Origin of the sequence: Mesorhizobium sp. Mes31 (assembly GCF_024519675.1) — a bacterium.
Lineage (GTDB): Bacteria > Pseudomonadota > Alphaproteobacteria > Rhizobiales > Rhizobiaceae > Mesorhizobium.
This window is the reverse complement of sequence record NZ_JALJRL010000009.1, coordinates 1-22,091: the sequence shown is the minus strand read 5'-3', so window position 1 is coordinate 22,091 and position 22,091 is coordinate 1. Positions and strand designations below refer to the sequence as shown.

The 22,091-nt window shown below is 63.4% G+C and carries 18 protein-coding genes; 8 read left to right on the top strand and 10 right to left on the bottom strand.

The genetic code is table 11. The features are described from left to right. The first annotated feature begins 59 nt into the window (after positions 1-59). Entirely contained in the window at positions 60-1,106 is a 1,047-nt protein-coding gene (locus tag NR193_RS16620; protein WP_256751869.1) for an AraC family transcriptional regulator, read from the top strand. A gap of 147 nt (positions 1,107-1,253) precedes the next feature. On the opposite strand, the gene NR193_RS16615 is transcribed toward NR193_RS16620, so the two are convergent. Together NR193_RS16615 and NR193_RS16610 are read right to left on the bottom strand one after the other, a co-directional pair. Next, positions 1,254-2,270: a glycosyltransferase family 9 protein gene (locus tag NR193_RS16615; protein WP_256751868.1), complete on the bottom strand. Its 1,017-nt coding sequence runs from the start codon at positions 2,268-2,270 to the stop codon at positions 1,254-1,256. 164 nt (positions 2,271-2,434) lie between these two features. Next, a complete protein-coding gene (locus NR193_RS16610) occupies positions 2,435-3,856 on the bottom strand; it encodes a coniferyl aldehyde dehydrogenase (protein ID WP_256751867.1) in 1,422 nt (473 codons plus the stop codon). Positions 3,857-4,134: 278 nt separating this feature from the next. Between NR193_RS16610 and recQ the strand changes: the two genes are divergently transcribed. From recQ to NR193_RS16595, 3 genes are all read left to right on the top strand, one after another. Further along, positions 4,135-5,985, top strand: coding sequence for a DNA helicase RecQ (gene recQ / locus NR193_RS16605; RefSeq protein WP_256751866.1), 1,851 nt, complete (start codon positions 4,135-4,137; stop codon positions 5,983-5,985). Positions 5,986-6,089: 104 nt separating this feature from the next. Next, positions 6,090-7,481 (top strand): sensor histidine kinase, encoded by a 1,392-nt coding sequence (locus tag NR193_RS16600; RefSeq protein WP_375162708.1) that lies wholly within the window; start codon positions 6,090-6,092, stop codon positions 7,479-7,481. Beyond that, entirely contained in the window at positions 7,478-8,125 is a 648-nt protein-coding gene (locus tag NR193_RS16595) for a response regulator transcription factor (RefSeq protein WP_256751865.1), read from the top strand. Before NR193_RS16600 ends, NR193_RS16595 begins: the two co-directional genes overlap by 4 nt. Before the next feature lie 110 nt (positions 8,126-8,235). Here NR193_RS16595 and NR193_RS16590 read toward each other — a convergent pair whose 3' ends face one another. The 8 genes from NR193_RS16590 to NR193_RS16555 form a co-directional block, all read right to left on the bottom strand. Beyond that, on the bottom strand, positions 8,236-8,697 hold the full coding sequence (locus NR193_RS16590; RefSeq protein WP_256751864.1) for a hypothetical protein: 462 nt from the start codon (positions 8,695-8,697) through the stop codon (positions 8,236-8,238). Between the two features lie 18 nt (positions 8,698-8,715). Further along, positions 8,716-9,048, bottom strand: a complete 333-nt coding sequence (locus NR193_RS16585) for a hypothetical protein (protein ID WP_256751863.1) — start codon at positions 9,046-9,048, stop codon at positions 8,716-8,718. A 426-nt stretch (positions 9,049-9,474) separates the two neighbouring features. Further along, a complete protein-coding gene (locus NR193_RS16580; protein ID WP_256751862.1) occupies positions 9,475-9,687 on the bottom strand; it encodes a hypothetical protein in 213 nt (70 codons plus the stop codon). 182 nt (positions 9,688-9,869) lie between these two features. Then, positions 9,870-10,997, bottom strand: coding sequence for an ABC transporter permease (locus NR193_RS16575; RefSeq protein ID WP_256751861.1), 1,128 nt, complete (start codon positions 10,995-10,997; stop codon positions 9,870-9,872). Next, on the bottom strand, positions 10,997-13,744 hold the full coding sequence (gene rbbA, locus NR193_RS16570) for a ribosome-associated ATPase/putative transporter RbbA (RefSeq protein ID WP_256751860.1): 2,748 nt from the start codon (positions 13,742-13,744) through the stop codon (positions 10,997-10,999). The genes NR193_RS16575 and rbbA overlap by 1 nt, the downstream gene beginning before the upstream one ends. Next, positions 13,741-14,757: an HlyD family efflux transporter periplasmic adaptor subunit gene (locus NR193_RS16565; RefSeq protein ID WP_256751859.1), complete on the bottom strand. Its 1,017-nt coding sequence runs from the start codon at positions 14,755-14,757 to the stop codon at positions 13,741-13,743. The genes rbbA and NR193_RS16565 overlap by 4 nt, the downstream gene beginning before the upstream one ends. Positions 14,758-14,769: 12 nt before the next feature. Continuing rightward, positions 14,770-16,074 carry an ATP-binding protein gene (locus NR193_RS16560; protein WP_256751858.1) on the bottom strand — a complete coding sequence of 435 codons (1,305 nt, stop codon included), beginning with the start codon at positions 16,072-16,074 and terminating at the stop codon, positions 14,770-14,772. Beyond that, positions 16,071-16,793, bottom strand: coding sequence for a response regulator (locus NR193_RS16555; RefSeq protein WP_256752092.1), 723 nt, complete (start codon positions 16,791-16,793; stop codon positions 16,071-16,073). The genes NR193_RS16560 and NR193_RS16555 overlap by 4 nt, the downstream gene beginning before the upstream one ends. Before the next feature lie 223 nt (positions 16,794-17,016). On the opposite strand from NR193_RS16555, the gene NR193_RS16550 reads away from it, so the two are divergent. The 4 genes from NR193_RS16550 (at position 17,017) to NR193_RS16535 (ending at position 21,957) form a co-directional block, all read left to right on the top strand. Beyond that, positions 17,017-17,355 (top strand): hypothetical protein, encoded by a 339-nt coding sequence (locus tag NR193_RS16550; protein ID WP_256751857.1) that lies wholly within the window; start codon positions 17,017-17,019, stop codon positions 17,353-17,355. 120 nt (positions 17,356-17,475) lie between these two features. Continuing rightward, positions 17,476-17,682 (top strand): hypothetical protein, encoded by a 207-nt coding sequence (locus NR193_RS16545; protein ID WP_256751856.1) that lies wholly within the window; start codon positions 17,476-17,478, stop codon positions 17,680-17,682. Further along, a complete protein-coding gene (locus NR193_RS16540; RefSeq protein WP_256751855.1) occupies positions 17,663-18,811 on the top strand; it encodes an efflux RND transporter periplasmic adaptor subunit in 1,149 nt (382 codons plus the stop codon). Before NR193_RS16545 ends, NR193_RS16540 begins: the two co-directional genes overlap by 20 nt. Beyond that, positions 18,808-21,957, top strand: a complete 3,150-nt coding sequence (locus tag NR193_RS16535; protein ID WP_256751854.1) for an efflux RND transporter permease subunit — start codon at positions 18,808-18,810, stop codon at positions 21,955-21,957. Before NR193_RS16540 ends, NR193_RS16535 begins: the two co-directional genes overlap by 4 nt. Positions 21,958-22,091: the final 134 nt, after the last annotated feature.

Genomic DNA, 22,091 nt, shown 5'->3' with positions numbered 1-22,091 from the left:
GGATTAATCGGCTGAGCTGCAGCGTTTGGAGATGTAGACGCCCGACTCGAGGTTCAACAATGATTGCAACATCGGATTTACATGCAGGGAAACCGGATCACGGGCCTCCTGCCGGGCCGGACCTGTTGTCGGAAATGCTGAAAGCCGTAAGACTGACCGGCTCCGTCTTTCTGAATGCCTGCTTCAGCGCGCCGTTCGGCGTCGTGGCCCCGAAATACTATGACCCGGTCAGCCCCATGGCGTATCTGCGCCACATCAGCATTTTCCATTTCATCGTAGCGGGCAACTGCACCTTCGAGGCCGCAAACGGCGAGCGGCGAGAAGTCACTGCTGGCGATCTGCTGTTCCTGCCATTCGCCGGTCATCACAAGATCTGGAAGGGCGAACCGCTGGTGATGGCCGAAGCCGGACAAATCGTTCAGCCTGGTCGGATCGAAGGGATGTGGACTGTCAACTATGGCGGCGGCGGTGACGAGCTGCGCATGGTCTGCGGCTTCCTCGAGTCTTCGGAATTTCTGTTCGCGCCGGTGTTCCGCACGCTTCCGGCGCTCATTGTCGAGAAGATGTCGGACGACAAGGTTGGCGCCCTGATTGCCTCAACCGTGCGCGAAATCGATTTGCACGTCGAGGCGGCGGCGCCGGGTTCGCAGGCGATGCTTGGAAGGCTCATGGAGCTTTTGTTCGTCGAACTGCTGAGGCGCCATGTTGCCCGGCTTCCACCCGGCTCAAAGGGTTGGTTCGCGGCGCTGAACGATCCGATCGTCGGAAGGACGCTGCAGCTTCTCCACGCCGACCCAGCGCGCCACTGGACCGTCGGTCAGATTGCCGACAAGGTTGGCTCATCGCGCACGATCGTCGCAGAGCGGTTCAACGCGCTGCTCGGCCGCCCGCCGATCGAGTACGTGACGAGCTGGAGGATTCAGCTGGCTGGCGAGCGTCTGCGTTTCGGCCACGAAAGTCTGGCAAGTATCGCTGCCGGTGTCGGGTATCAATCCGAGGCTGCATTCAGTCGCGCCTTCAAACGCGTCACCGGGATCACGCCGGGAAAATGGCGGGAACGGACCGGCTCCCACGGGGGTTTTGCCATAGGATCCGCATCACCATAGGCTACTTCGAGGCGACATCGACAGCAGGAAATGACAAAACCCGCGCCTCCGGAGAGGCGCGGGCAGTTGCCTGGGCGCCTGTGGCGCCGCGGTACTCAAGACATAACCGCAGGATTGGAAACCTGCCGGATGATGGTGAATATAAACTTAACGCGCTGGCGCCGGGTGGTCGCGACGGCTGGTGGCGAGCAAGCGATGGGTGGCTTCGAGAATGGCCTCGACCGGCGTGTCGGCGATATCAGCCGATCCGCCGCGTCTCGGCGCCGTCACCACTTCGACCATATTCGACAGCGGTCGCCAACGCTCCATGTTGGCGCCGTTGTTGACGATCACCGCCGGGGTCATGACCGCGGCGAACAGGTGTCCAAGACCGCCTTCCATGCCGACATAGGCGGCCGCCATCTCGCCGAGCGCGAGCAGCAGATCACCGAACGCCTCGACATCGAGCCCAAGATCCGGACCGACCGCGGATAAACGAGGTTCCTTGGCGGCAAGGGCCTGCCACGCCGGTCCGTTGCCAGGAGTCACCAGATAGAGCACCCGATAGCCGGCATCGATGAGATTACCTGATATGGCTGATATCTGGGCCTCGCTCATGAACTTGTTGCTCTTGGCGTTGCCGCCAAGAAGGATGAGCGGACGGTCGTCCGCGCCGCGAAGCTGACGCGCCAGGGCGCGGGCGGCTTGCGGGACATCCAGCCTGTGGTCGAATGGCAGGTGCCGGCCGGCCAGGCGCTCGATCAGCCGGTGGTAGCGCCAGGCATTGTGTTCGGGACGCAAAGTCCATCTGCTACGCCAGCGCAGCGATAGAAGATAACCGGCAAAATTGGGCTCGTAGCGTACGCCGCGGCCGACAAGCCGCAGTCCTGTCGCCATCAGGCTGGGCACGCCGGCGCGGAAATCGACGACCGTCGTTGGCCTGCCAGGCGTCGCGAACTCGGCCAGAATGGCCGAAAGCGGCACAATCGTCCTGAAGTCATCGACGAGGGGAGCGGCATGCCTGCGCAACACGCCGGTGAGCGAGGATTTGCGTATGCTGCCATAAACGATCTGGCTTTGCGGGAAGGCTGTTCTTGCCGCGCGCAATGCCGGTATCCGCAGCAATCCGTCGCCAAGCGCGTCGTTGCGGGCGTAGAAGATCAGCAGAGGGGCGGTCGAATCCATGGCCAGGTGCGGAATCCGTAGGTCGCTCGACGAAGGCGTGAAATGGATGGCCCCGATCGAAGGCGTTCTGTTCCGATCGTCAAAGCCTGATATTGAAGCCCTTCTGGCAAGTCAAAGACGATCTGCCGTGACTGCGCCCCGGCCGGGTTTTTCCGGGGCTTCGGTCAGGTGATTTGCCGGAGCAGGCTGAAAATCCGTTCGAACGTCTTGCCGTAAGGCGGGCGCAGAAGTCCTCCGGCGCTCAGCCGGGACTGCAGGAAAACCGGCTTCTCCTTGCTGAAAGTGCGAAAACCCCATTCGCCGTGATAGGCACCCATGCCGCTGGCGCCGACACCGCCGAAGGGCTGGTTTTCCTGCACCAGATGCAGCATGCAGTCGTTGATGGTGACGCCGCCGGCGACGGTCTCGCGCAGGATGCGCTGGCGGTTGCCGCTGTCGCGCCCGAACCAGTAGAGCGCCAGCGGCCGGTCCGCCCGGTTCACGTGGTCGATCGCGTCGTCGAGGGTGGTGTATTCGACGATCGGCAGCACCGGGCCGAAAATCTCCTCGCGCATCAGCCGCAGGTTTGAGCCGGGGTTTTTGACCAGGGTCGGCGGCAACTTCCGGCTCGTGGACCCGAACTCTTCACGGGCCGGATTGACCTCGATGACATCGGCGCCGGCATCACGCGCCTCGGCAATCATGTCACGCAGACGCTGGTAGTGCCGGTCGCTGACGATGGCGGTATAGTCTGGGTTGTCGCGCAAGGTCGGGTAGAGCCGCGCTATTGCGGTTGCGAGCTTCGCGGCGACGGTGCCTGCCTGTCCTTGCGGTACCAGCAGATAGTCCGGCGCGATGCAGGTCTGCCCGGCATTCAACAGCTTGCCATAGGCAATGCTGGAGGCCGCCGTATCGAGATCGCAGGAGGGATCGAGGATTGCTGGCGACTTGCCGCCGAGTTCGAGCGTGACCGGGGTCAGGTTGGCGGCAGCGGCGATCGCGACCTGGCGGCCGACCGCGGTCGAACCGGTGAACAGCAAATGATCGAACGGCATCGACACGAAGGCCTTTCCCACCTCGGCGTCGCCGGCGATGACGCTGACCTCATCCGGCGCGAAATGCTCGCCGGCCAGTCGCGCCAGCAGCGCGGAAAAAGCCGGCGTCAGTTCGGACGGCTTGACGAGCACGCGATTGCCGGCGGCAAGGGCCGCGGTGACCGGCGCGACAGCGAGCTGGAAGGGATAGTTCCAGGGCGATACGACCCCGACAACCCCGAGCGGCTGCGGGACGAGGCGATTTCTGCCTGGCAGGAACGGCATGGTGGTGGCAACACGACGCTCCCGCATCCAACCCTTCAGATGGGAAAGCGCGTGGTGGATGCCGGCACGCACGACAAACAGTTCCGCAAGGCGCGTCTCATGCACTGACCGGCCGCCAAAATCGGCGTCGATCGCCGCGCAGATGTCAGCCTCATGCCGCTCGGTGAGCGCCAGCAGGCGCTTCAGGCGGTCCTTGCGGACGCCAAGGTCTGGAAAGGGCTGCGCCTCGAAGGCCGCGCGCTGCAACTGGAACCGCTCGCCGAGAGCATCCTGTCTGGTCTGCAGCATTGCCTTCTCCCTGTATTGTCGGGTCAAGCTTACATCGCGACGCGTGAAGGAATCCAGCGGGGTGCGGGTGTCGCAAGGGAAGGCGAGGCGCGCCGAGCAGGCCAATCAGTCAAACAGCTTCAGCGCTTCTCGCAGTCTGGCGATCCCTGTGCAGGCTTGTTCCTGTTGTGGTCCGATGACGGCTGCGCTACTGCAGGGCGCAACGCGGAGAGTATCTTGATCGGTTCCCTCATCCTCTCCAATCCATCAAAAATCGATTCCAGCCCGGTGTCCGCCTGATGCAGGCATCTGCGATGAGTGTTCCGGCCGAGGATCCCAAGCGGCGCGTCCTGAAGGATGTGTTCGGTTTCGATGATTTTCGTCCCGGCCAGGCCGATGTCATGGAGGCGCTGCTGGCCGGGCGTCATGTGCTGGCCGTCATGCCGACGGGTGCGGGCAAATCGCTCTGCTACCAGGTTCCGGCGCTGGTTCTGGGCGGGCTCACCATTGTCGTTTCGCCGCTGGTGGCGCTGATGCAGGACCAGGTTGCCGCGCTGCGCCTTGCCGGTGTGGCGGCCGATACGATCAATTCCTCGATCGACCGCGATGCCAATATCGCCGCTTGGCGCCGCGTGGCTTCGGGCCAGACACGCCTGCTCTATCTCGCGCCGGAGCGGCTGATGACCGAACGGATGCTGGAGGCGCTCGCCAGGCTCGACGTCCGCCTGATCGCCGTCGACGAGGCGCATTGCATCTCGCAATGGGGTCCGGCGTTCCGGCGCGAATATGAAGACCTGTCGCGGCTGCGCGACATTTTTCCTGATGTGCCGATCATCGCGCTGACGGCGACAGCGGACGAGAGCACGCGCACCGACATCGAGGCACGGCTGTTCGCCGAGCGCGTCGAAACCCTGGTGCTGGGCTTCGACCGGCCGAACATCAAGCTTGCCATCGAAGCCAAGCAGGACGGCAAGCGGCAGTTGCTGAACTTCATCGGGCGCCATCAAGGCCGCAGCGGCATCGTCTATTGCCTGTCGCGCAAGAAGACCGAGGAGACGGCGGCGTTCCTCGAGAAGAATGGCGTCACCGCGCTCGCCTATCATGCCGGCATGAGCAAGGACGCGCGTGACGCGAATCAAAACGCTTTCATGACCTTGTCCGGCGTCGTCATGGTGGCGACCATCGCCTTCGGCATGGGCATCGACAAGCCTGATGTCGCCTTTGTCTTCCACACCGATATGCCGGGCAGCCTGGAGGCCTACTACCAGGAAATCGGCCGCGCCGGCCGCGACGGGCGGGAGGCCGAGGCGCATATGCTGTTCGGTCTTGGCGATATCCGCATGCGGCGCATGTTCATCGACGACGAGGACGCGTCCGCGGAGCACAAAAGGCGCTCGCATCGCCGGCTCGATACGCTGATTGGCTATTGCGAGACGGCACAATGCCGACGCCAGGTGCTGCTTGGCTATTTCGGCGAGGAAGCGCAGCCTTGCGGCAATTGCGACAACTGCCTCGACCAGGCGCCGCGCGCCGATGGCGGGCCGGAGGCGCGAATCATCCTGGCGGCGATCGCGCAGAGCGGCGAACGTTTCGGTGCGGGCCATGTCATCGACATCCTGCTCGGCCATGAAACCGAGAAGGTGCTGGCCAGGAGCCACCAGAGGCTGGCCAGCTTCGGCAGCGGTGTGGCGCACAAGAAGGATTTCTGGCTGTCGCTGATCCGGCAGCTCGTCGCCGGCGGGTTCCTGGCACCGGACCCGGCCGGCCATGGTGGCCTCGCCATCTCAGACGGCGGCCATGCGCTCGGCCGTGGCGAGGTCCCGTTCCACTATCGCGTCGAGGTGCGCAGCCGAGCCCTGCGCGCCAAGATGCGTTCCGCCCAGGGTTCCGCCGCGGATACCGAGGGACTGGATGCTTCGCTGCTGGCCACGCTCAAGGCATTGCGCCTGCGTCTCGCCAAGGAGCGCCAGGTGCCGGCCTATGTGGTGTTCTCCGATCGCACCTTGATCGACATGGCCGAGCGCCGCCCGCGCGACCTCGACGCCTTCGCCGAAGTGAATGGCGTCGGTGCCGCCAAGCTCAAGGAGTTCGGCCAGGTTTTTTTGCGCGCAATCGCCGCGCACCAGCACCAGTCCAACGGGGCGGCCTGAAAGGCGACCGCCATAGCCGGGCTAAAGTCCTGCGCAAGGCAAGACTGAAGCCCAATGTCGCAAGCGTTGCACAGTCTCTATGATCGCCGCAGTCAGGATGGATCGTGCGATTGGTTGAGGACTTCATACGGCGCTGGAACAGGCTTTCGCTGGCCTTGCAGTTCCTTGTCGCCGGCGGCGTCGGGCTGCTTACGGTGATGCTGGTGGTCGGACTGTGGGTGACCTCGCAGATACGGCAAGGCGTCATCCGCAACTCCGCCGCCACCACGGCGCTCTATGTCGACAGCGTGATCGCGCCGCTGCTGCCGGACATGCGCAAGAGCCGCGAGCTCAGCGACAGCGTCAAACAGGCGCTCGACGAAACGCTCGACCAGGGCGCGCTCGGCAAGCGGCTGGCCTCGTTCAAGCTGTGGCGGCGCGACGGCACGGTTCTCTACGCCAAGGACAAGACATTGATCGGCAAGGTTTTCGAGCCGAACGCCAACCTCGACCACGCTTTCAACGGTAATGTCGTGGCCGAGTTCAACAGACTCGACGACGCCGAAAGCAGGAGGGAAAAGGGTATCGGCGTGCCGCTGCTCGAAATCTACAATCCGGTGCGCGAACCCTGGTCTGGCGATGTCGTCGCCGTCTCCGAATTCTACGAGGTCGCCGAGGATTTTCAGACGACGCTGAACGCCGCCTTGTGGTCGAGCTGGCTGGTGGTGGCCGGCGCCACGGCGGCCGCTCTCGCACTTCTTTCGGGCATCGTCTTTCGCGGCAGCCGTACCATCGAGACGCAGCGAACCGCGCTAGAGGCAAAGGTTGCAGAATTGCAGGCGCTGCTATCGCAGAACTCGACGCTGCGCCAGCGCGTCCAGCGTGCCTCGCGCCGCGCCACCGCCATCAACGAGCGATATCTCAGGCGCATCGGCGCCGACCTCCACGACGGGCCGGCCCAGTTGGTGGCGCTGGCGGCGCTGCGTATGGACAGTCCGCTGCTACTGGACCCCGACGCCTCGGCCGAACAGCGTCAAGCCGAGGTGGCAGGCATCCACAAGACGCTCAGTGAGGCGATGCGCGAGATCCGCGGCATCTGCAACGGGCTGGTGCTGCCACAAATCGAAACGGCCGCGGTGGCCGACATCCTGCGGCTGGCGGTGGCCGAGCACGAAAGGCGCACGGCGAGTTCGGTATCGCTGGCGCTGCCCACACAGTTGCCGGAACCTGGCGCTTCCGAGAAGATCAGCATCTATCGTTTCGTCCAGGAAGGTTTGAACAACGCCTGGCGCCATGGGCAAGGCAAGGACCAGGCGGTCAAGGCGGGGACGAAAGCCGGCAAGCTTTTCGTTACAGTGTCGGACGGTGGCCCCGGGTTCGATCCGGCAAGGAGCGAGGGCCTAGGCCTCGCCGGCCTAAGGGAGCGCATAGAGAGCATCGGCGGCCGTTTTGAAACCGCGTCCGGCCCGAAAGGCACGCGCCTGTTGATCACATTGCCCATCGAGGAGCAGCCGTGACCCCTATCATCCACATTGCCATTGTCGACGATCATCCGTTGTTTCGCGAGGGTGTTGCGCGCAGCCTTGCCGAGATCGGCGGCTTCGAAGTGGTTGGCGAAGGCGCGAACGCCGAGGACGCCGAGCGACTGGTCGCGGCCAAGCACCCCGACATACTGTTGCTGGACATCAGCATGCCGGGCGGCGGACTTGCCGCCGCGGCAAGCATCCTGGCCCGGCATTCCGGCCAGAAAATCGTCATGCTGACTGTATCGGAGACCAATGCCGACGTTGCCCAGGCGCTCAATGCCGGTGTGCGCGGCTATGTGCTGAAAGGCGTCGGCTCGAAGATGCTGGCCGAAATCCTGCATGACGTTTTTGCCGGCGAAAGCTATGTCTCGCCAACGCTGTCGGCGCGGCTGCTGTCGGACCTGCTGCAGCCAGCCAACCGCAGGGCCGATCCGCTGGGCCTGCTCACCGACCGCGAGGCCGAGATCCTGCGGCTGGTGGCGGAGGGCCTGAGCAACAAGGAGGTTGCCGGGCGGCTGGCCCTGCAGGAAAAGACCGTCAAGCATCACATGACGCGGGTCCTGTCGAAGCTCAATGTGCGCAACCGCACCGAGGCCGCGCTGCTGATGCGCGAGGCGAAGGACCGGACTGGCTGAGGGCGGGTTCCGGGCCCTGGAGGCAATCCGTATCGACACAAAAACTCACCCCCGCCCGAAGGCGAGGGTGAGGTGAGAAGCGAGTGTTGCCTTACTAAACTCCCCCGCTCTCACAACCTTTTCAGGCGGGCCAGATCGGCGGCAGTCGCCGCGCGCTCGACGATTGTGCGGCCGAGCGCATCCTTCATCACGAAGCGGCCGTTTTCGATCTTTTCCCGGAGGCCATCGGGGTGGACAACCTGGATGGTGCTGCCGTGAATACTAACCTTGTCGCCGGTCTCGGGATTGACGTGGCTGTTGCCGGGACCTGTACCACCACCGCTGCCGCTGTTGCTGCCGCTCCCGCCGCTACCGCTGTTGCCGCCGCCGCTACCGCTGTTGCTGCCGCTACCACCACTGCCGCTACCGCTGCCACCTTCACTCTCGCCGCCATCATCCTCGGCGCGGACATCGGCAGGAACGATCTTGGCGGTGCCGTCAAACGTCAAGTGATAGGGTGCGGCGGTAAGAACGAGCGCCGTCGAGGCCCGCAGAACGAACCAGCAAATTCGGGTCAACGACGGCGCTCTCATGTCTACAGTCCAGCCATGCTAGGGCGCGGTCACCAGCGGTGGGGTGTCATCGTCGCTGGCATCGGTACCATTGTCGTCGCCAGCGTCATGGCCTGCCCCGTCATCGCCGCCATCATGGTCTGCGCCGTCGTCGCCGCCATCATGGCCTTCGCCGGAGTGGCCACCCTCGCCGCCACCACCGCCACCTTCACCACCACCACCACCTTCGCTCTCGGCGTAGGCGCTGGCGGAGACTACCTTTGCGACGCCGGCGCCGTCAAAGGTGAGATGGTAGGGCGCGACGGTCAGCGCGAGCGCGGCGGAAGCCCGCAGGGCGAGCCAGCACAGTCGGGTTAAAGGTAGTTTGCGCATCTTGATCCTCCTTATGCCGGTCTGTGGGAGGTCCTGCTTGAAAAACGAACCCGAACCGGCGTTGTTGACAGGAGGAGCATCTGCCGGAACGGAGCCCGACGATAGCGGCCCAAGACTCATGCCTTGCCTGGTAGGACTTTTTCGCCACCGGCCTCCGACTTAAGTCCGCCGTCCTGGCCGGCTCCGCAGGTTGGACAGGTCAGTTCGGCGTCGTCAGCCCAATCCGAGTCCAGCCACCGGGCTCGGCGCCTTTCATGCAAGCCGCATCATCCGAAGCGAGGAAAAGGACAACCGTCGCAACCTCGTCGGCGCTGCCACCGTGGTCCCAAAGCGATTTGCGCGTACGCGCTGTTCCGCTCAATCGCGTCAGCGCTCAAGCCGTCCTTGTGTATGAGGTCGGTATCAATGAGACCCGACCAGCTGGCATCAGTCGGGCTTCTTGGCTGAAGTTCCAGTAAAGATGCCGCGGAGCTTGGGAAGATACAGGACCACAACCGAGGCGGCCAAGATCAGCAGGAGGAAAACCACGAACTGCATGATCGTATAGCCGATCTGATCGCGCGGCATGAACCACCCGGCCACGATACCGGCGCCAGCCAGGAGAATGCGAATGAGCCAACTCATAGTGATGGAATCCAATGGTTGAACATTTCCAGCATATCGGGTTCTGCCCGCCGGACCTTGCTTTGGATCAAGTGCCTACGATGGCAGCGGCCCGGTGTGAGGAAAAACGAGCGGTCGCGTGACGAATGACTGGCGGCGCGGCAATTCAGGGCAGTCTGCTCCCGACACGCCTGTGTGCTCACGCGCGAAGATCCTGCCTACTGTGTCGTCGCAATGGAGCGCCTGAAAAGGAGCAGGCTCGCTCCGAGAAACGTTATCCCCATTATCAGCACGGTCGCGAACTCCTTCCATACAATTGTGAAATCCGCCCCCCGCGAGACGATCGCCTGCATGAAGCTGACGTAATGTCGGGAAGGCAGAAACCACGTCACGTACTGAAGCCATTGAGGTTGGCTCGCGACCGGTGACATGCCCCCTGACAACATCATCATCGGCATGACGACCATCATCATCAGGAGCGCGAACTGCGCCATGGTGCGCGCGAGCGTACCGAGAAAGATGCCGATGGCAGCGGCGGCAAATACGTAGATGGTCGTGCCAAGCATCAGCAGCCCGCGCGAGCCAGCGATTGGAACGTCGAGCGCCCCCTCCACGACCAGCAGCAAAGAGCAGGCGAATGCGACGATGATCACGAGGCCGTTCGCCCAGACCTTGGCCAGCGCGATCTCGAATGCCGTGAGGGGCATCACCAAGAGATGCTCGATGGTGCCGTGCTCGCGCTCGCGCAACAGCGCCGCTCCGGTCAGGATGATGACCAGCATCGATAACTCATCTCCCAGGCTTACAATCGACTTGAACCAAGATTGTGTTCCGTCAGGATTGAAGGCGCGACGGATGGCGAGATCGGAGGAGAGCCCCGTTGTTGCTTCGAAATCCTTCTGGTACCGGTCGACCTCATTCGTCACCATGTTCTGGATATAACCAGCCCCGAGCGAAGCCTGTTGCGAGGCCGTGGCGTCCACATTCACCTGGATTTCGGTGTCACTTCCCTTCCTCGTGTCTTTCTCGAATCCCGGGGGGATGACGATGACGAAGGTGTAGAGCCCCTCGTCCATCGCCCGGTCGATGTCGGCGGCACTGATGGTTTTGACGGTCTGGAAGTACGGCGGATAGAACAACCCGGCGATTGAGCGAGAGAGCTGCGATTGGTCCTCATCGACAATGCCGATGGCGGCGTTGTTGACAGTCTCTCCAGCGCCGGTCGACTGCATGTAGATGCTGAAGCCAAACGACCAGATGATGAAGAGGATCATCGTCAGGTCCTTCGCAAGCGCCCGAAGCTCCTTGGTGCCGAGCCAGAAGATGTTGGAGAAGCTCGCTATCATCACTTCTCCTGTTTTTTCAGCAGGATCACCGACAGCATAAGAAAGGCCGGGGGGAACAGCGCGAGCGCCAGGAGATCCGTCATCATGTCGCCAAGCCCGAGCCCCTTGGTGAAGGCGCCGACGCTCATGTGCGTGTAGTAGGTCGTCGGCCACAGCCGGCCCATGAGGCGCGCGCCGCCTTCGAGGGTGGAGACGGGCTGCATCATCCCCGAGAATTGCATGGTTGGCAGCATCGACAAGACCGCGCCAGCGAAGACCGCTGTCACTTGGCTCCTGGTGAGGGTCGAGATGAAGAGTCCATAGCCAGTGGCGGCTGCGGTGTAGAGCAGAGCCCCAAGGGCCAGGACCATGCCGTTGCCCTTGAGTGGAACCCCAAACAAGAACAGCACGGTCGCCGTCAGGATGACGAAATTGATCATTCCGACGCCGAGATAAGGCACCTGCTTGCCGATCAGGAATTCCAGCCGGGTCGTTGGCGTCGCATAGAAATTGGTGATCGTGCCGATCTCCTTTTCCCGGGCGACGCTCACCGCCATCAGAATCGCCAGGAACATCATCATCAGCATGGCCGGAAGCGATGGCCCGATGGAATAGATGCTCTCGGCTGTCGGATTATAACGATAGCGGACCTGGAGCGTCGTGGTGGGATCGGATGTGGATGGGGTGCTCGCCTCACGGCTTCTCTGCTCGGAAAAGAGATCGTGCGCCTGCTGTACATATCCCTCGATGGTCGCCGCCCTCGTGGTGTTCGCGCCATCGATCCACGCTGAGACCTGCCAGTCGGAGCCGCGTTTCACCATGCGGCCGAAGTTCGGCGGGATCTCGATAGCGAGCTCGATCTCGTTGGACTTCAGCCGGTCTTCCATCGCCTGCACGTCCTGGATCGGCGACCGCTCCGTGAAGTATTGGGAGCTCGAGAAACTGCCGAGATAGGCCCGGCTTTCGGGTGTGTTGTCATGGTCGAAGGCCGCGTAGGTCAGGTTGGTCACGTCGTTCGACAAGCCGAAGCCGAAGATCAGCATGATGATGAAGGAGCCGAGGAAGGCGAAGGCGAGCCGGACGGGATCGCGCATGAGCGACAGCATCTCGCACTGCGTGTAGGCGAACAGGCGCCGTAGCGGCATAAAGCGGGGGCGAGCAGGCGAAGTGGCCCGCGCTTCCTGCCGGACCAGCGAAGGAGCTTCCTGCGCGGCCGGCGCGGATCGGGACCCCTCGGCTTCCTCGATATAGGCGATGAAAGCCTCTTCGAGATCGGCGCCGTTCTTGGAGGCGATCACGTTCTCCGGCGCGTCGCACACGAGCACGCGACCTGCATGCATCAACGAGATGCGGTCGCAACGCATCGCTTCGTTCATGAAATGTGTGGAGACGAAGATGGTCACATTGCGGCTTCGCGACAGGTCGACCAGCAGCCGCCAGAATTCGTCTCGCGCCTGCGGATCGACGCCGGAGGTCGGCTCGTCGAGTATGAGGAGTTCCGGATCGTGCACGATCGCGACCGCGAGCGAGAGGCGCTGGCGCACACCAAGCGGAAGGGAATTGGCATCAGCATCCGCATAGTCGGTCAGCCCGACGTCCTTGATGAGCTTTTCGCTGCGGTCGGCAGCGTTGGCTTTGCTCAGATGGAACAGGCGGGCGTGCAGAAGAAGGTTCTGTCGAACCGTCAGCTCGCCGTAGAGAGAAAAGGATTGCGTCATGAAGCCCACGCGCCGACGTATCGACAGATCCTTGGCGTCGACTGGGCTGCCGCACACCTCCGCCTCGCCCTCGGTCGGTGCAAGCAGCCCGGTCAGCATCTTCATCGTCGTGGTCTTGCCGCAACCGTTGGAGCCAAGGAAGCCGAAGATCTCGCCTTTCTCGATCGTAAAGCTGACACGATCGACCGCGGTGAACTTACCGAAGCGGCAAGTCAGGCCCTTCGCCACGATCACCGGTTCTTCGCCGCTCGGCTTGCGCGGCGGAATGACGAAGCGCTCCTGTTTGCTCTTTTGCCCTGGCTGCAGGGCGACAAAGACCGATTCGAGATCTTGCTCGCCGGTGGCTTGCCGGAGTTCGTCGGCGGTGCCGGAGGCGAGTATTTTCCCGTGATCCATTGCGACCAGCCAATCGCAGTGGCCGGCTTCGTCCATGTAGGCGGTCGAGACAATGATGCTCATCGCCGGCCGCTCGCGGCGCAGGTCGGCGATGAGCGTCCAGAACTGTCGCCGCGAGAGTGGATCGACGCCCGTCGTCGGCTCATCGAGAATAAGAAGGTCGGGATCATGGATGAGCGCGCAGCACAGTCCCAGCTTCTGCTTCATGCCGCCCGAGAGCTTCCCCGCGGGACGGTCGAGAAAGGGCAGCAGTCCCGTTGCGCCCGCGAGCTGGCGAATGCGCATCTCCCGCTCAGCCGCGGCAAGACCAAACAGCCTGCCAAAGAAAGCAAGGTTCTCCGCAACGCTTATCTCCTGGTAGAGGTTCTTGCCGAGCCCCTGCGGCATGTAGGCGATGCGCGTGCAGACTGCCCGGCGATGTCCGGCGTTGGCCATGCTGCCGTCCAGGACCTGGACCGTGCCGATCTGCAGCTTGCGCGCGCCGGCAATCAAACCAAGCAGAGTCGACTTGCCAGCGCCGTCGGGGCCAATGAGGCCCGTCATCCGGCCGCTCGGCAGGTCGAACGACACGTTGTCGAGCGCCAGGACCTTGCCGTAGGCATGGGTCACGCCGGAGATCCGGGCAATCTGGCCAGCCGGTGCCGCCATCGTCATTCTCCGGCGTCGACGGGATCGCCCGGGAAACGTTTCTGCAGGGACTCCGGCCAGTCGGGCGGGTTCGGGTCGAGCCGGACATAGCCGGTGCCCCTCGCCCCGGTCTTCACCTGCTCGATGTGATCGTCAACGAGGCTCGGCGGAATGCGCAGCTTGACCCGGAACATCAGCTTGTCCCGCTCGCTGCGCGTCTCGATCTGCTTCGGGGTGAACTGGGCTTCGGGCGAGACGAAGCTCACCTTGGCGGGCACGGCGAAGTCGGCGCCGTCGAACTGGATGCGAGCTTGCGAGCCAACGGGAACCCGCATGGCCTGTTCGGAGGTCAGATAGATCTCCATGTATATCTCCGAGAGATTGACGATCGTCAGAACCTTGCCGCCGGCGCTGACGACTTCGCCGGGATTTGCAAGGCGGTAGAGGACGCGGCCCTTGACTGGTGTTGCCAGGGTCGCGTCGGCGATCTGGGCATCGGTCTGATCCACCAAAGCTTTCGCCGCATCGATCGAGCGCTCCCTGGCAGTCACATTCTTCTCCGCGGCCTCAACGACGGCACGCGCGGAATCGCGCTCGCTCTGGTACTGATCGCGTGTTTGCTGGCTGAGAGCGCCTGTATCGACGAGTGTGAGGGCCCGACGGAGGTTGGCCTCCTTGAGCATCAATTCGGCCTGCCGCTGAGCCACCGTCGCCTTCGCCTCGAGCATCGAAGCTTCCTCGGAGGTCTGGTCGGCGACATACTTGGCACGCTCGGCCAGAAGTTCCGTCGTATCGATCCGGGCGAGGATCTGCCCGGCGGAAACGAGGTCGCCCTCTTCGACGAGCACGTCCCGCACGCGACCGGCGGATTTCGCGGAGATGTCGACCTCATCGGACTCGATCCGACCGTTGCCCGATACCAGCCCATCCGGCAGCTTTCCTTGCTGGCTCTGCCACCAGTACCAAGCGCCGCCAGCACCAGCCGCCACGATCAGGACAAAGATCAGAACACTCGTCGTCGATGGGCGGCGGATCTTCACTCGTGATTGCTCCTACAAGGCTGCGGAAATCGGATTGAACTCTTGATCCGGTTCAAATCCGGACTTTTCCAGCACCGCATCGAAAACGACTTTCTGAGAAAGACCGCCGCCATGGCGGTTCTCCAAGGTCACGGTTCCGCCGTACCGTTCGATAATTTCCTTCGCGATGGCCAGGCCAAGGCCGGCACCTGGAATTGATTGCCAGCGGCCCGGATCGACACGAAAGAACGGCTCGAATGCCTTGTTCAGCAGCTCGCGCGGGATGCCCGGTCCGCGATCGGCAATGCTGAGAACGACGCGACCGTCCGCGGCGGCAAGCGAAACGCAGCAACCTTTGCCATGGGTGGCCGCGTTGACGATGAGATTGCGCAGGGCCCGACGCAGGCCAAGCGCGCCTGCCCTGACCGAGACCTTGTCCAAATTGCCGGTCGTTACCGCGTGACCAAGCGAAACCATCTCGGCCTCGATGTCACGGACCAGCCTTTCAAGATCGACAGATTCGACGGCATCCCCCGCAACCTCCTCGCGCACCAGCCGGATGGCGCTGTCGGCGATGCGGTCGAGTTCCTCGAGATCGTGCAGCCATTTCTCGCGTTCTTCTTCCGCCAGAAATTCGACACGCAACCGCATCCGCGTCATCGGCGTTCGCAGATCATGGCCCGCGGCTGCGACCAGCCGCATGCGGCTTTCCATGGCCGCCTTGAGCCTGGTCGAAAGCTGGTTCAGCGCGCGTGCGGTGGCTCGCACCTCGCCCGAGCCTTCTTCCGGCAGCGGCGCAAGCACCCCATCCAGCCCGATGCGCGCAGTGGCGGCTTCCAGCATGACCAGGGGCTTCGTCAAAACCGTCGCGAAGTAGAGCGAAACGGCCGTGGCACCAAGCACAATCAAGGTGATCCAGCCAGCCAGCACCAACCAGCGGTCGGCCGGCGGCGAGAAATCCGGAATATCGACGGCCATCCAGCGGCCGTCCGGCAGTTGCACCGAGGCGACCATGCCTTGCTTGCCTGCGACGCGGACCACGACGGCTGGAAAATCCGCACCGCTGTGTTGAAGTGCTCGGGCAAGAAGATAGGTTGCGCGTTCGTCTTCCTGCCCGCTTGCGGGCTGAGTTCCAAGCCCGATCCGCAGATCGTCGGCGCTGGCGACATGGCTCGGGAGCGACTGCGCCAGAAGCCTGATCTGTCGTGCAACCGGCTCGGTGGTCGATTCCGGCGTTGGAGGCCCAACCACACTGACGACCGCAAACGTCGCCAGCGCCACCACCCCGACGATCGCCGCCACCAGAAGCAGCGCAATCCGCGCTCTGAGAGAACTCATGCCCGCTCGTCCAAGGTCTCCACGCGCACGGTCATCTGGTAACCGCCATTGCGCACAGTCTTGAAAAGGGGCGCCGCCGCATCTTCGCCAAGCTTGCGCCTGAGCCGGCTCATCAGCACATCGACGGAGCGATCGAGAGGTTCCCGCTCGCGGCCTTGCGTGATATCCAAAAGCTGGTCGCGCGACAGAACCCGACCCGGCCGGTCGACAAAAACCTGCAGCAGATCGAACTCCGCACCGGTAAGGTCGATTGTTTCATCTCTCACATTGGCGACACGGCGAATGCCTGGCTCCATCGTATAATTGGCGAAGCGGTAGACCCGGGTAATGGCAGGGGCCTGTTCGTGCGACGAACGCCGCAGCACCGCGCGGATGCGTGCCGTCAACTCGCGCGGGTTGAATGGCTTGCCGAGATAGTCATCGGCGCCGAGCTCAAGTCCGACGATGCGGTCCACATCCTCCTTCAGCGCCGTCAGCAGAATGACGGGAACATGCGGTTTGCTGTCACGCAAGGCGCGGCATATGTCGAGGCCCGAGCCATCGGGCAGCATGACATCGAGCACGATCAGGTCGAACTGGTCTGTAGTCAGCTGTTGCTCGCATTCGCGCCGGTCCGCCGCAACTGAAACACGGAAACCCTGGCCGTCGAGATAGCGACCGAGAAGCGTCCTGATCTCGCGATCGTCGTCGACGACAAGAATCTGTGGTTGTGGCTGCATTGCCTGGTCTGCCCGATGCCGTTCGCCCTGTTCTTTGCCAGTTATAGGGCGAGCTGTGGGAGTGCGGGACGGAAAATTGCAACGGAATGTTTCCAGACAGGGCACAGAAACATTCTGTAACAAATCTCCCTTTTTCAGCAACCTTCGGAAATATACCGAAGCAAATGGGAAAAAAACGCTCCCTATCCTGCTGCCATCGATGCATGTTGGAAAGGAATACATCATGCGAAGCAGGATTTTCGCGCTTGGTCTCTTTTCCGTGGCGGTTGTTCATCCCGCGCTGGCGCTGCAGTTTGAACCCACCGCCGCATCCGGCGACAGGCTGGCCGACGCTCTCACCAAACGTGCTGCTTCCGCGGGCAGGCTGAAGGACGCAATCGCCGCGCTGCGCACCAGGCTGACGCCCGAACAGCTCGAAATCCTTGCTTCGGCGGAACGACCCCAGGGACCACCCCCCGGCCCCTGGGACACTCCGCCGGATGATGCAGCCGGCCCCAGAGGCCTGTCCAGTCCTGGCAGGCAGCTCCCACCCCCCCAACCCCGGATAGGTGAGCAACTCTGAGCGGCTGCACCGGCCGGATCTGCAGCGTGTCGCCAATGATCCGGCCGGTTTCCTTTCCCGAAACGGCGGCCCATCCGAACGGATGGCCCGTTCGAAACCAGGAAAATCGAAAGCACAAGAATGTGGGAAGCCCTGATGATGGTGCGGTTGATCGCATCCATCGCTCCGACTTTTTCGAACGGCAACGGAGCCAGCGTATCGCCGGTGACCCTGCCGGCGGAGACGCTCAAAGGCATGATCCGGCTGAGCTTCGCCGCGTATCGCCTGTCACTGCCGCTTTCCGGCCACCGAAACGAAACCAGAAATCATGATCAGAAAATTGCGTAAGGGATATCTTGTCCTGGCGGGCGTGTTGATTGCAGTCGCGGCACTCAAGGCCTATGGCCGCGGTGTGGTCGAACCTGCGGCACAAACGGTTGCGCCCGCGCAGACCGCCGCGCTGACGGTTTCGGTCGAGAACGTGCGTCCCGAGCTCATCGCTTCCTCGGTCGATGCCACCGGCACAGTTGCGGCCTGGCAGGAAGGGACGATCGGTGCGCAAGCCAGTGGTTTGCAATTGACCGAAGTGCTGGTTTCCGAAGGCGATCAGGTGAAATCCGGCGAAGTCGTCGCGCGGCTGGACGCCTCGCTGTTGAAAGCGGAACTGGCCGAACAGAAGGCTGCGATCGCGCAGGCCCAGGCGACATTGGACGCGGCTATATCGGCGGCCGCCCGTGCCGACAAGCTGCTGACGAGCAAAGCGGTCAGCGCCGAGACGGCAGAGGATAAGGCGACGGCGGTCAAGACCGACCGGGCGCAGCTGGAGCAGGCTGAAGCTGTCGCGCAAAAATTGCAGGCGGAACTCGATCAAACGACCATTCGCGCGCCCTTCGATGGCATCGTCTCCAGCAAGCCGGCGGTCGCCGGCTCGATCGTCCAAACCGGCACCGAGATCATGAAGATCATGCGTGACGGCAGGCTGGAGGTCGATGTTCTCATTCCCGAAAAGGACCTGCCGGCAATTGCGGTTGGCCAGTCGGCTACCATCGTCGACGCGGCGGGGCGCACGACAAAAGGCGCGGTTTCGTCTATCGCCGAGACGGTCAATTCGACGACGCGGCTTGCCACGGTCCATGTCTCCCTGAGCGAAGGCTCAGACCTGAAGCCTGGCATGTTCGCGCGCGTATCGATCGCGACCGCGGCTTCGCCGCAGCTGAGCATCGCCGAGGCCGCCCTGGTCTGGCATGACGGCAAACCTGCCGTCTTCGTCGTGGGCGACGGTGGAAAGGTCAGTGCGCGCGCTGTCTCGACCGGCATGCGCCAGAGCGGCCGGGTGGTGGTCGAATCCGGGCTGTCGGAGGGCGACAGCATCGTGGTTGCCGGCGCCGGTTTCCTCAACGACGGCAATCTGGTGCGCGTCGCCACCCGGGAGGCGGATGCCGGCGATGCCGCGACCGCCAGGGACATTCCCCGATGAACGCCATTTCCTCCTGGTCGATCCGCAACCCGGTTCCGACCATCGTGCTGTTCCTGTCGCTGACGATCGCCGGCCTGTACGGCTTCATGCAGCTGCGCACCAACAACATGCCCGACATCGACCAGCCGACGGTCACCGTCACGGTGACGCAGTCGGGCGCGGCTCCAAGCGAGATGGAGGTTCAAGTCGCGCAGGTGATCGAGAATGCCGTGGCGAGCCTCGAAGGCGTCGACGACGTCTCGACTTCGATCAGCGAAGGCTCTTCGGTTACCACCATCGAGTTCACACTCGACACAAACTCCGAGACGGCTGCCAACGACGTCCGCAATGCCGTTTCGGGCGTACAGTCCAGCCTGCCGGCCGCCGCCCAGACGCCGGTCGTGGCCAAGGTCAACGCGACAGGCAATTCGGTGCTGACCTATGTGGTCGAGGCGCCGACCATGTCGCCCGATCGGCTGAGCTGGTACATCGACAACGACGTCGCCAAGGCCATGCTCGGCGTCGACGGCGTTTCCAAGATCACCCGTTCGGGCGGCGTCGACCGGGTCATCCGGGTCGAACTCAATCCCGATCGGCTTGCCGCGCTCGGCATCAGCGCCGGCGATGTCAGCCAGACGCTTGCATCCAACAATGTCAACCGGCCGGGCGGCCGCACTGCCATCGGCGGGCAGGAGCAGTCGGTGCGTACGCTCTCCAGCGCCGCGACCGTCGAGGCGCTGGCCGATACACGCATCGCGCTGACGGGAGCAGGCGACGTCAAACTCTCCGATCTCGGCACGGTGGTCGACAGCTGGGAAAAGCCGCGCCAGGCGGCCTATCTCGACGGCAGAAAGGTCGTCGCCTTCAACATCTACAGGTCCGTCGGGTCGAGCGAGATCGACGTGGTCAAGGCCGCGCGCGCCGCGATCACCGAAATCGGCTCCAGGACCACCGCCGCAAAATTCACCGAGGTCACGTCATCATCGGGTTTCGTCCAGGAAAGCTACGATGCCGCGTTCGAAGCGCTCTGGCTCGGCGCGCTGCTCGCCATCGGCGTCGTCTGGCTGTTCCTGCGCGACATCAGGGCGACCCTGGTATCGGCGGTCGCCATGCCATTGTCGCTGATCCCGACCTTCGCGGTGATGGCGGCCTTCAACATCTCGCTCAACAACATCACTCTACTCGCTCTGTCGCTGGTGGTCGGCATTCTGGTCGACGACGCCATCGTCGAGATCGAGAACATCGTGCGCCATATGCGCCAGACCGGCAGCAGCGCCTATCAGGCGGCGATCGAGGCTGCCGACGAAATCGGCCTTGCGGTGGTTGCGACTACCGCGACCATCGTCGCCGTGTTCCTGCCGGTCGCCTTCATGCCCGGCATTCCCGGAAAATTCTTCTTCAGCTTTGCCATCGCCGTTTGCGTCTCGGTGCTGTTCTCGCTGCTGGTCGCACGCATGCTGACGCCGCTGATGGGCGCTTATCTGGTGCGTGCCGGCGCCCACAGCGAAGATGACATGCCGGCCTGGGTGCCGACTTATCTCTGGCTGCTGCGCAGCGCGCTCAAACACCGCTGGATCACACTTGTCGCCGGCATCGCCTTCTTCGCCGGCTCAATGATGCTGGCGACGAAACTGCCGACCGAATTCATGGCGGCCGCCGATCGCGGCCGTTCGGTGATCTCGGTCGAGCTGCAGCCGGGATCGACCATCGAGCAGACGGCGGCTGTCGTGCAAGGCATCACCAGCCGTCTCGAGAAAGAGCCGGCGGTCGACAGCGTCTTCGCGACCATCGGCACGGCGGCCACATCGGGCGGCGGACCGAACCGCGGATCGACATCGGCCGAGGTGCGCACCGCCACCGTAACCGTCAATCTGAAGCCGCGGGCCGAACGCACCGCCAGCCAGCAGGCGTTCGAGGCCGAGGCCTCGCCGAAGCTCAACGACATCCCCGGGGCCCGCATCCAGTTCGGCGCCGATGGCTTTTCGGGAGCCAAGGTGTCGGTCACGCTGGTCGGCGACGATGGCGAGGCGCTGCAGAAGACGAGTGACGCGCTGATGGACGAGATGAAATCGATCCCGGGCCTCAGCAATCCAACCTCGACGGCGGCGACCACCAAGCCGGAACTGATCGTGCGCCCGGACAGCGCAAAGGCCGCTCAGCTCGGCATCACGCCGACCGAGATCGCCGATACGGTGAAGATCGCCACCCTTGGCGATACCGACACCAGCCTGCCGAAGTTCAATCTCGGCGATCGCCAGGTGTCGATTGTCGTGACACTGCCTGATGGAGCTATCGACGATCCGTCGAAACTGGCTGTCCTGCCGCTGACCGGTACGAAGGGCGTAGCGCCGCTTGGCGCGGTCGCCGACATCAGCTTCAGCGCCGGGCCCAACAGCATCGCAAGGGTGGATCGCAGCCGCAGTGCCACCATCGAGGCTAATCTGTCCGGCATCACGCTCGGCGAAGCGACCACGGCAATCCGCGCTCTGCCGCTCATGCAGAACTTGCCGGACGGCGTGCACGAATTGGCGCGCGGCGACGCCGCTCGCATGCAGGAATTGTTTGCCGGCTTTGCCACCGCGATCGCCGCCGGCATCCTTCTGATGTACCTGACGCTGGTTCTGCTGTTCCGCAGTTTCGTGCAGCCGGTGACCATTCTGGTCGCGCTGCCGCTGTCGGTCGGCGGCGCGCTCGGCCTGCTTTTGATCACCGGCAAGGCGCTTGGCCTGACACCACTGATCGGCCTGCTGATGCTGATGGGTATCGCGGCGAAGAACTCGATCCTGCTCGTCGAATATGCGCTGGTGGCGCAGAAGGAACGTGGCCTGGGCCGCTTCGAGGCGCTCATCGATGCTGCCCGGAAGCGTGCCAGGCCCATCGTCATGACATCCATCGCCATGGGCGCCGGGATGCTGCCGATCGCGCTCGGCATCGGCGCCGATGCCGAGACGCGGGCGCCAATGGCGATCGCCGTGATCGGCGGGCTGCTGTCCTCGACCATGCTCAGCCTGGTCTACGTGCCGGTGGTCTACACTGTCATGGACGATATCCAGCGCTTCCTCGCCCGGCACCTGGGCAAGTTGCTGGTGGAATCACCCGATGCCGGCAGCCAGGCGGCGACCGCAACTCCAGGGAAAGATCGACCAGACAATGCCTATCCAGCCTGACCGATCCCTGCAGCCGGGCGCGGGGCGCTGCTGCGCACCCCGCGTCGCAATGCTTGCCTCGCCCTTCTTCCGGCGGCTTGCATCGGCGTGATGGGCGGGATGATCGCGGCGACGGTGATCGGCGTGTTCCTGGT

Coding starts and splice junctions, on each gene's coding strand:
- NR193_RS16620 (WP_256751869.1), top strand. CDS start 60: ATGATTGCAACATCGGATTTACATGCAGGGAAACCGGATCACGGGCCT.
- NR193_RS16615 (WP_256751868.1), bottom strand. CDS start 2,270: ATGGATTCGACCGCCCCTCTGCTGATCTTCTACGCCCGCAACGACGCG.
- NR193_RS16610 (WP_256751867.1), bottom strand. CDS start 3,856: ATGCTGCAGACCAGACAGGATGCTCTCGGCGAGCGGTTCCAGTTGCAG.
- recQ (WP_256751866.1), top strand. CDS start 4,135: ATGCAGGCATCTGCGATGAGTGTTCCGGCCGAGGATCCCAAGCGGCGC.
- NR193_RS16590 (WP_256751864.1), bottom strand. CDS start 8,697: ATGAGAGCGCCGTCGTTGACCCGAATTTGCTGGTTCGTTCTGCGGGCC.
- NR193_RS16585 (WP_256751863.1), bottom strand. CDS start 9,048: ATGCGCAAACTACCTTTAACCCGACTGTGCTGGCTCGCCCTGCGGGCT.
- NR193_RS16575 (WP_256751861.1), bottom strand. CDS start 10,997: ATGATAGCGAGCTTCTCCAACATCTTCTGGCTCGGCACCAAGGAGCTT.
- rbbA (WP_256751860.1), bottom strand. CDS start 13,744: ATGACGATGGCGGCACCGGCTGGCCAGATTGCCCGGATCTCCGGCGTG.
- NR193_RS16560 (WP_256751858.1), bottom strand. CDS start 16,074: ATGAGTTCTCTCAGAGCGCGGATTGCGCTGCTTCTGGTGGCGGCGATC.
- NR193_RS16555 (WP_256752092.1), bottom strand. CDS start 16,793: ATGCAGCCACAACCACAGATTCTTGTCGTCGACGACGATCGCGAGATC.
- NR193_RS16550 (WP_256751857.1), top strand. CDS start 17,017: ATGCGAAGCAGGATTTTCGCGCTTGGTCTCTTTTCCGTGGCGGTTGTT.
- NR193_RS16545 (WP_256751856.1), top strand. CDS start 17,476: ATGTGGGAAGCCCTGATGATGGTGCGGTTGATCGCATCCATCGCTCCG.
- NR193_RS16540 (WP_256751855.1), top strand. CDS start 17,663: ATGATCAGAAAATTGCGTAAGGGATATCTTGTCCTGGCGGGCGTGTTG.
- NR193_RS16535 (WP_256751854.1), top strand. CDS start 18,808: ATGAACGCCATTTCCTCCTGGTCGATCCGCAACCCGGTTCCGACCATC.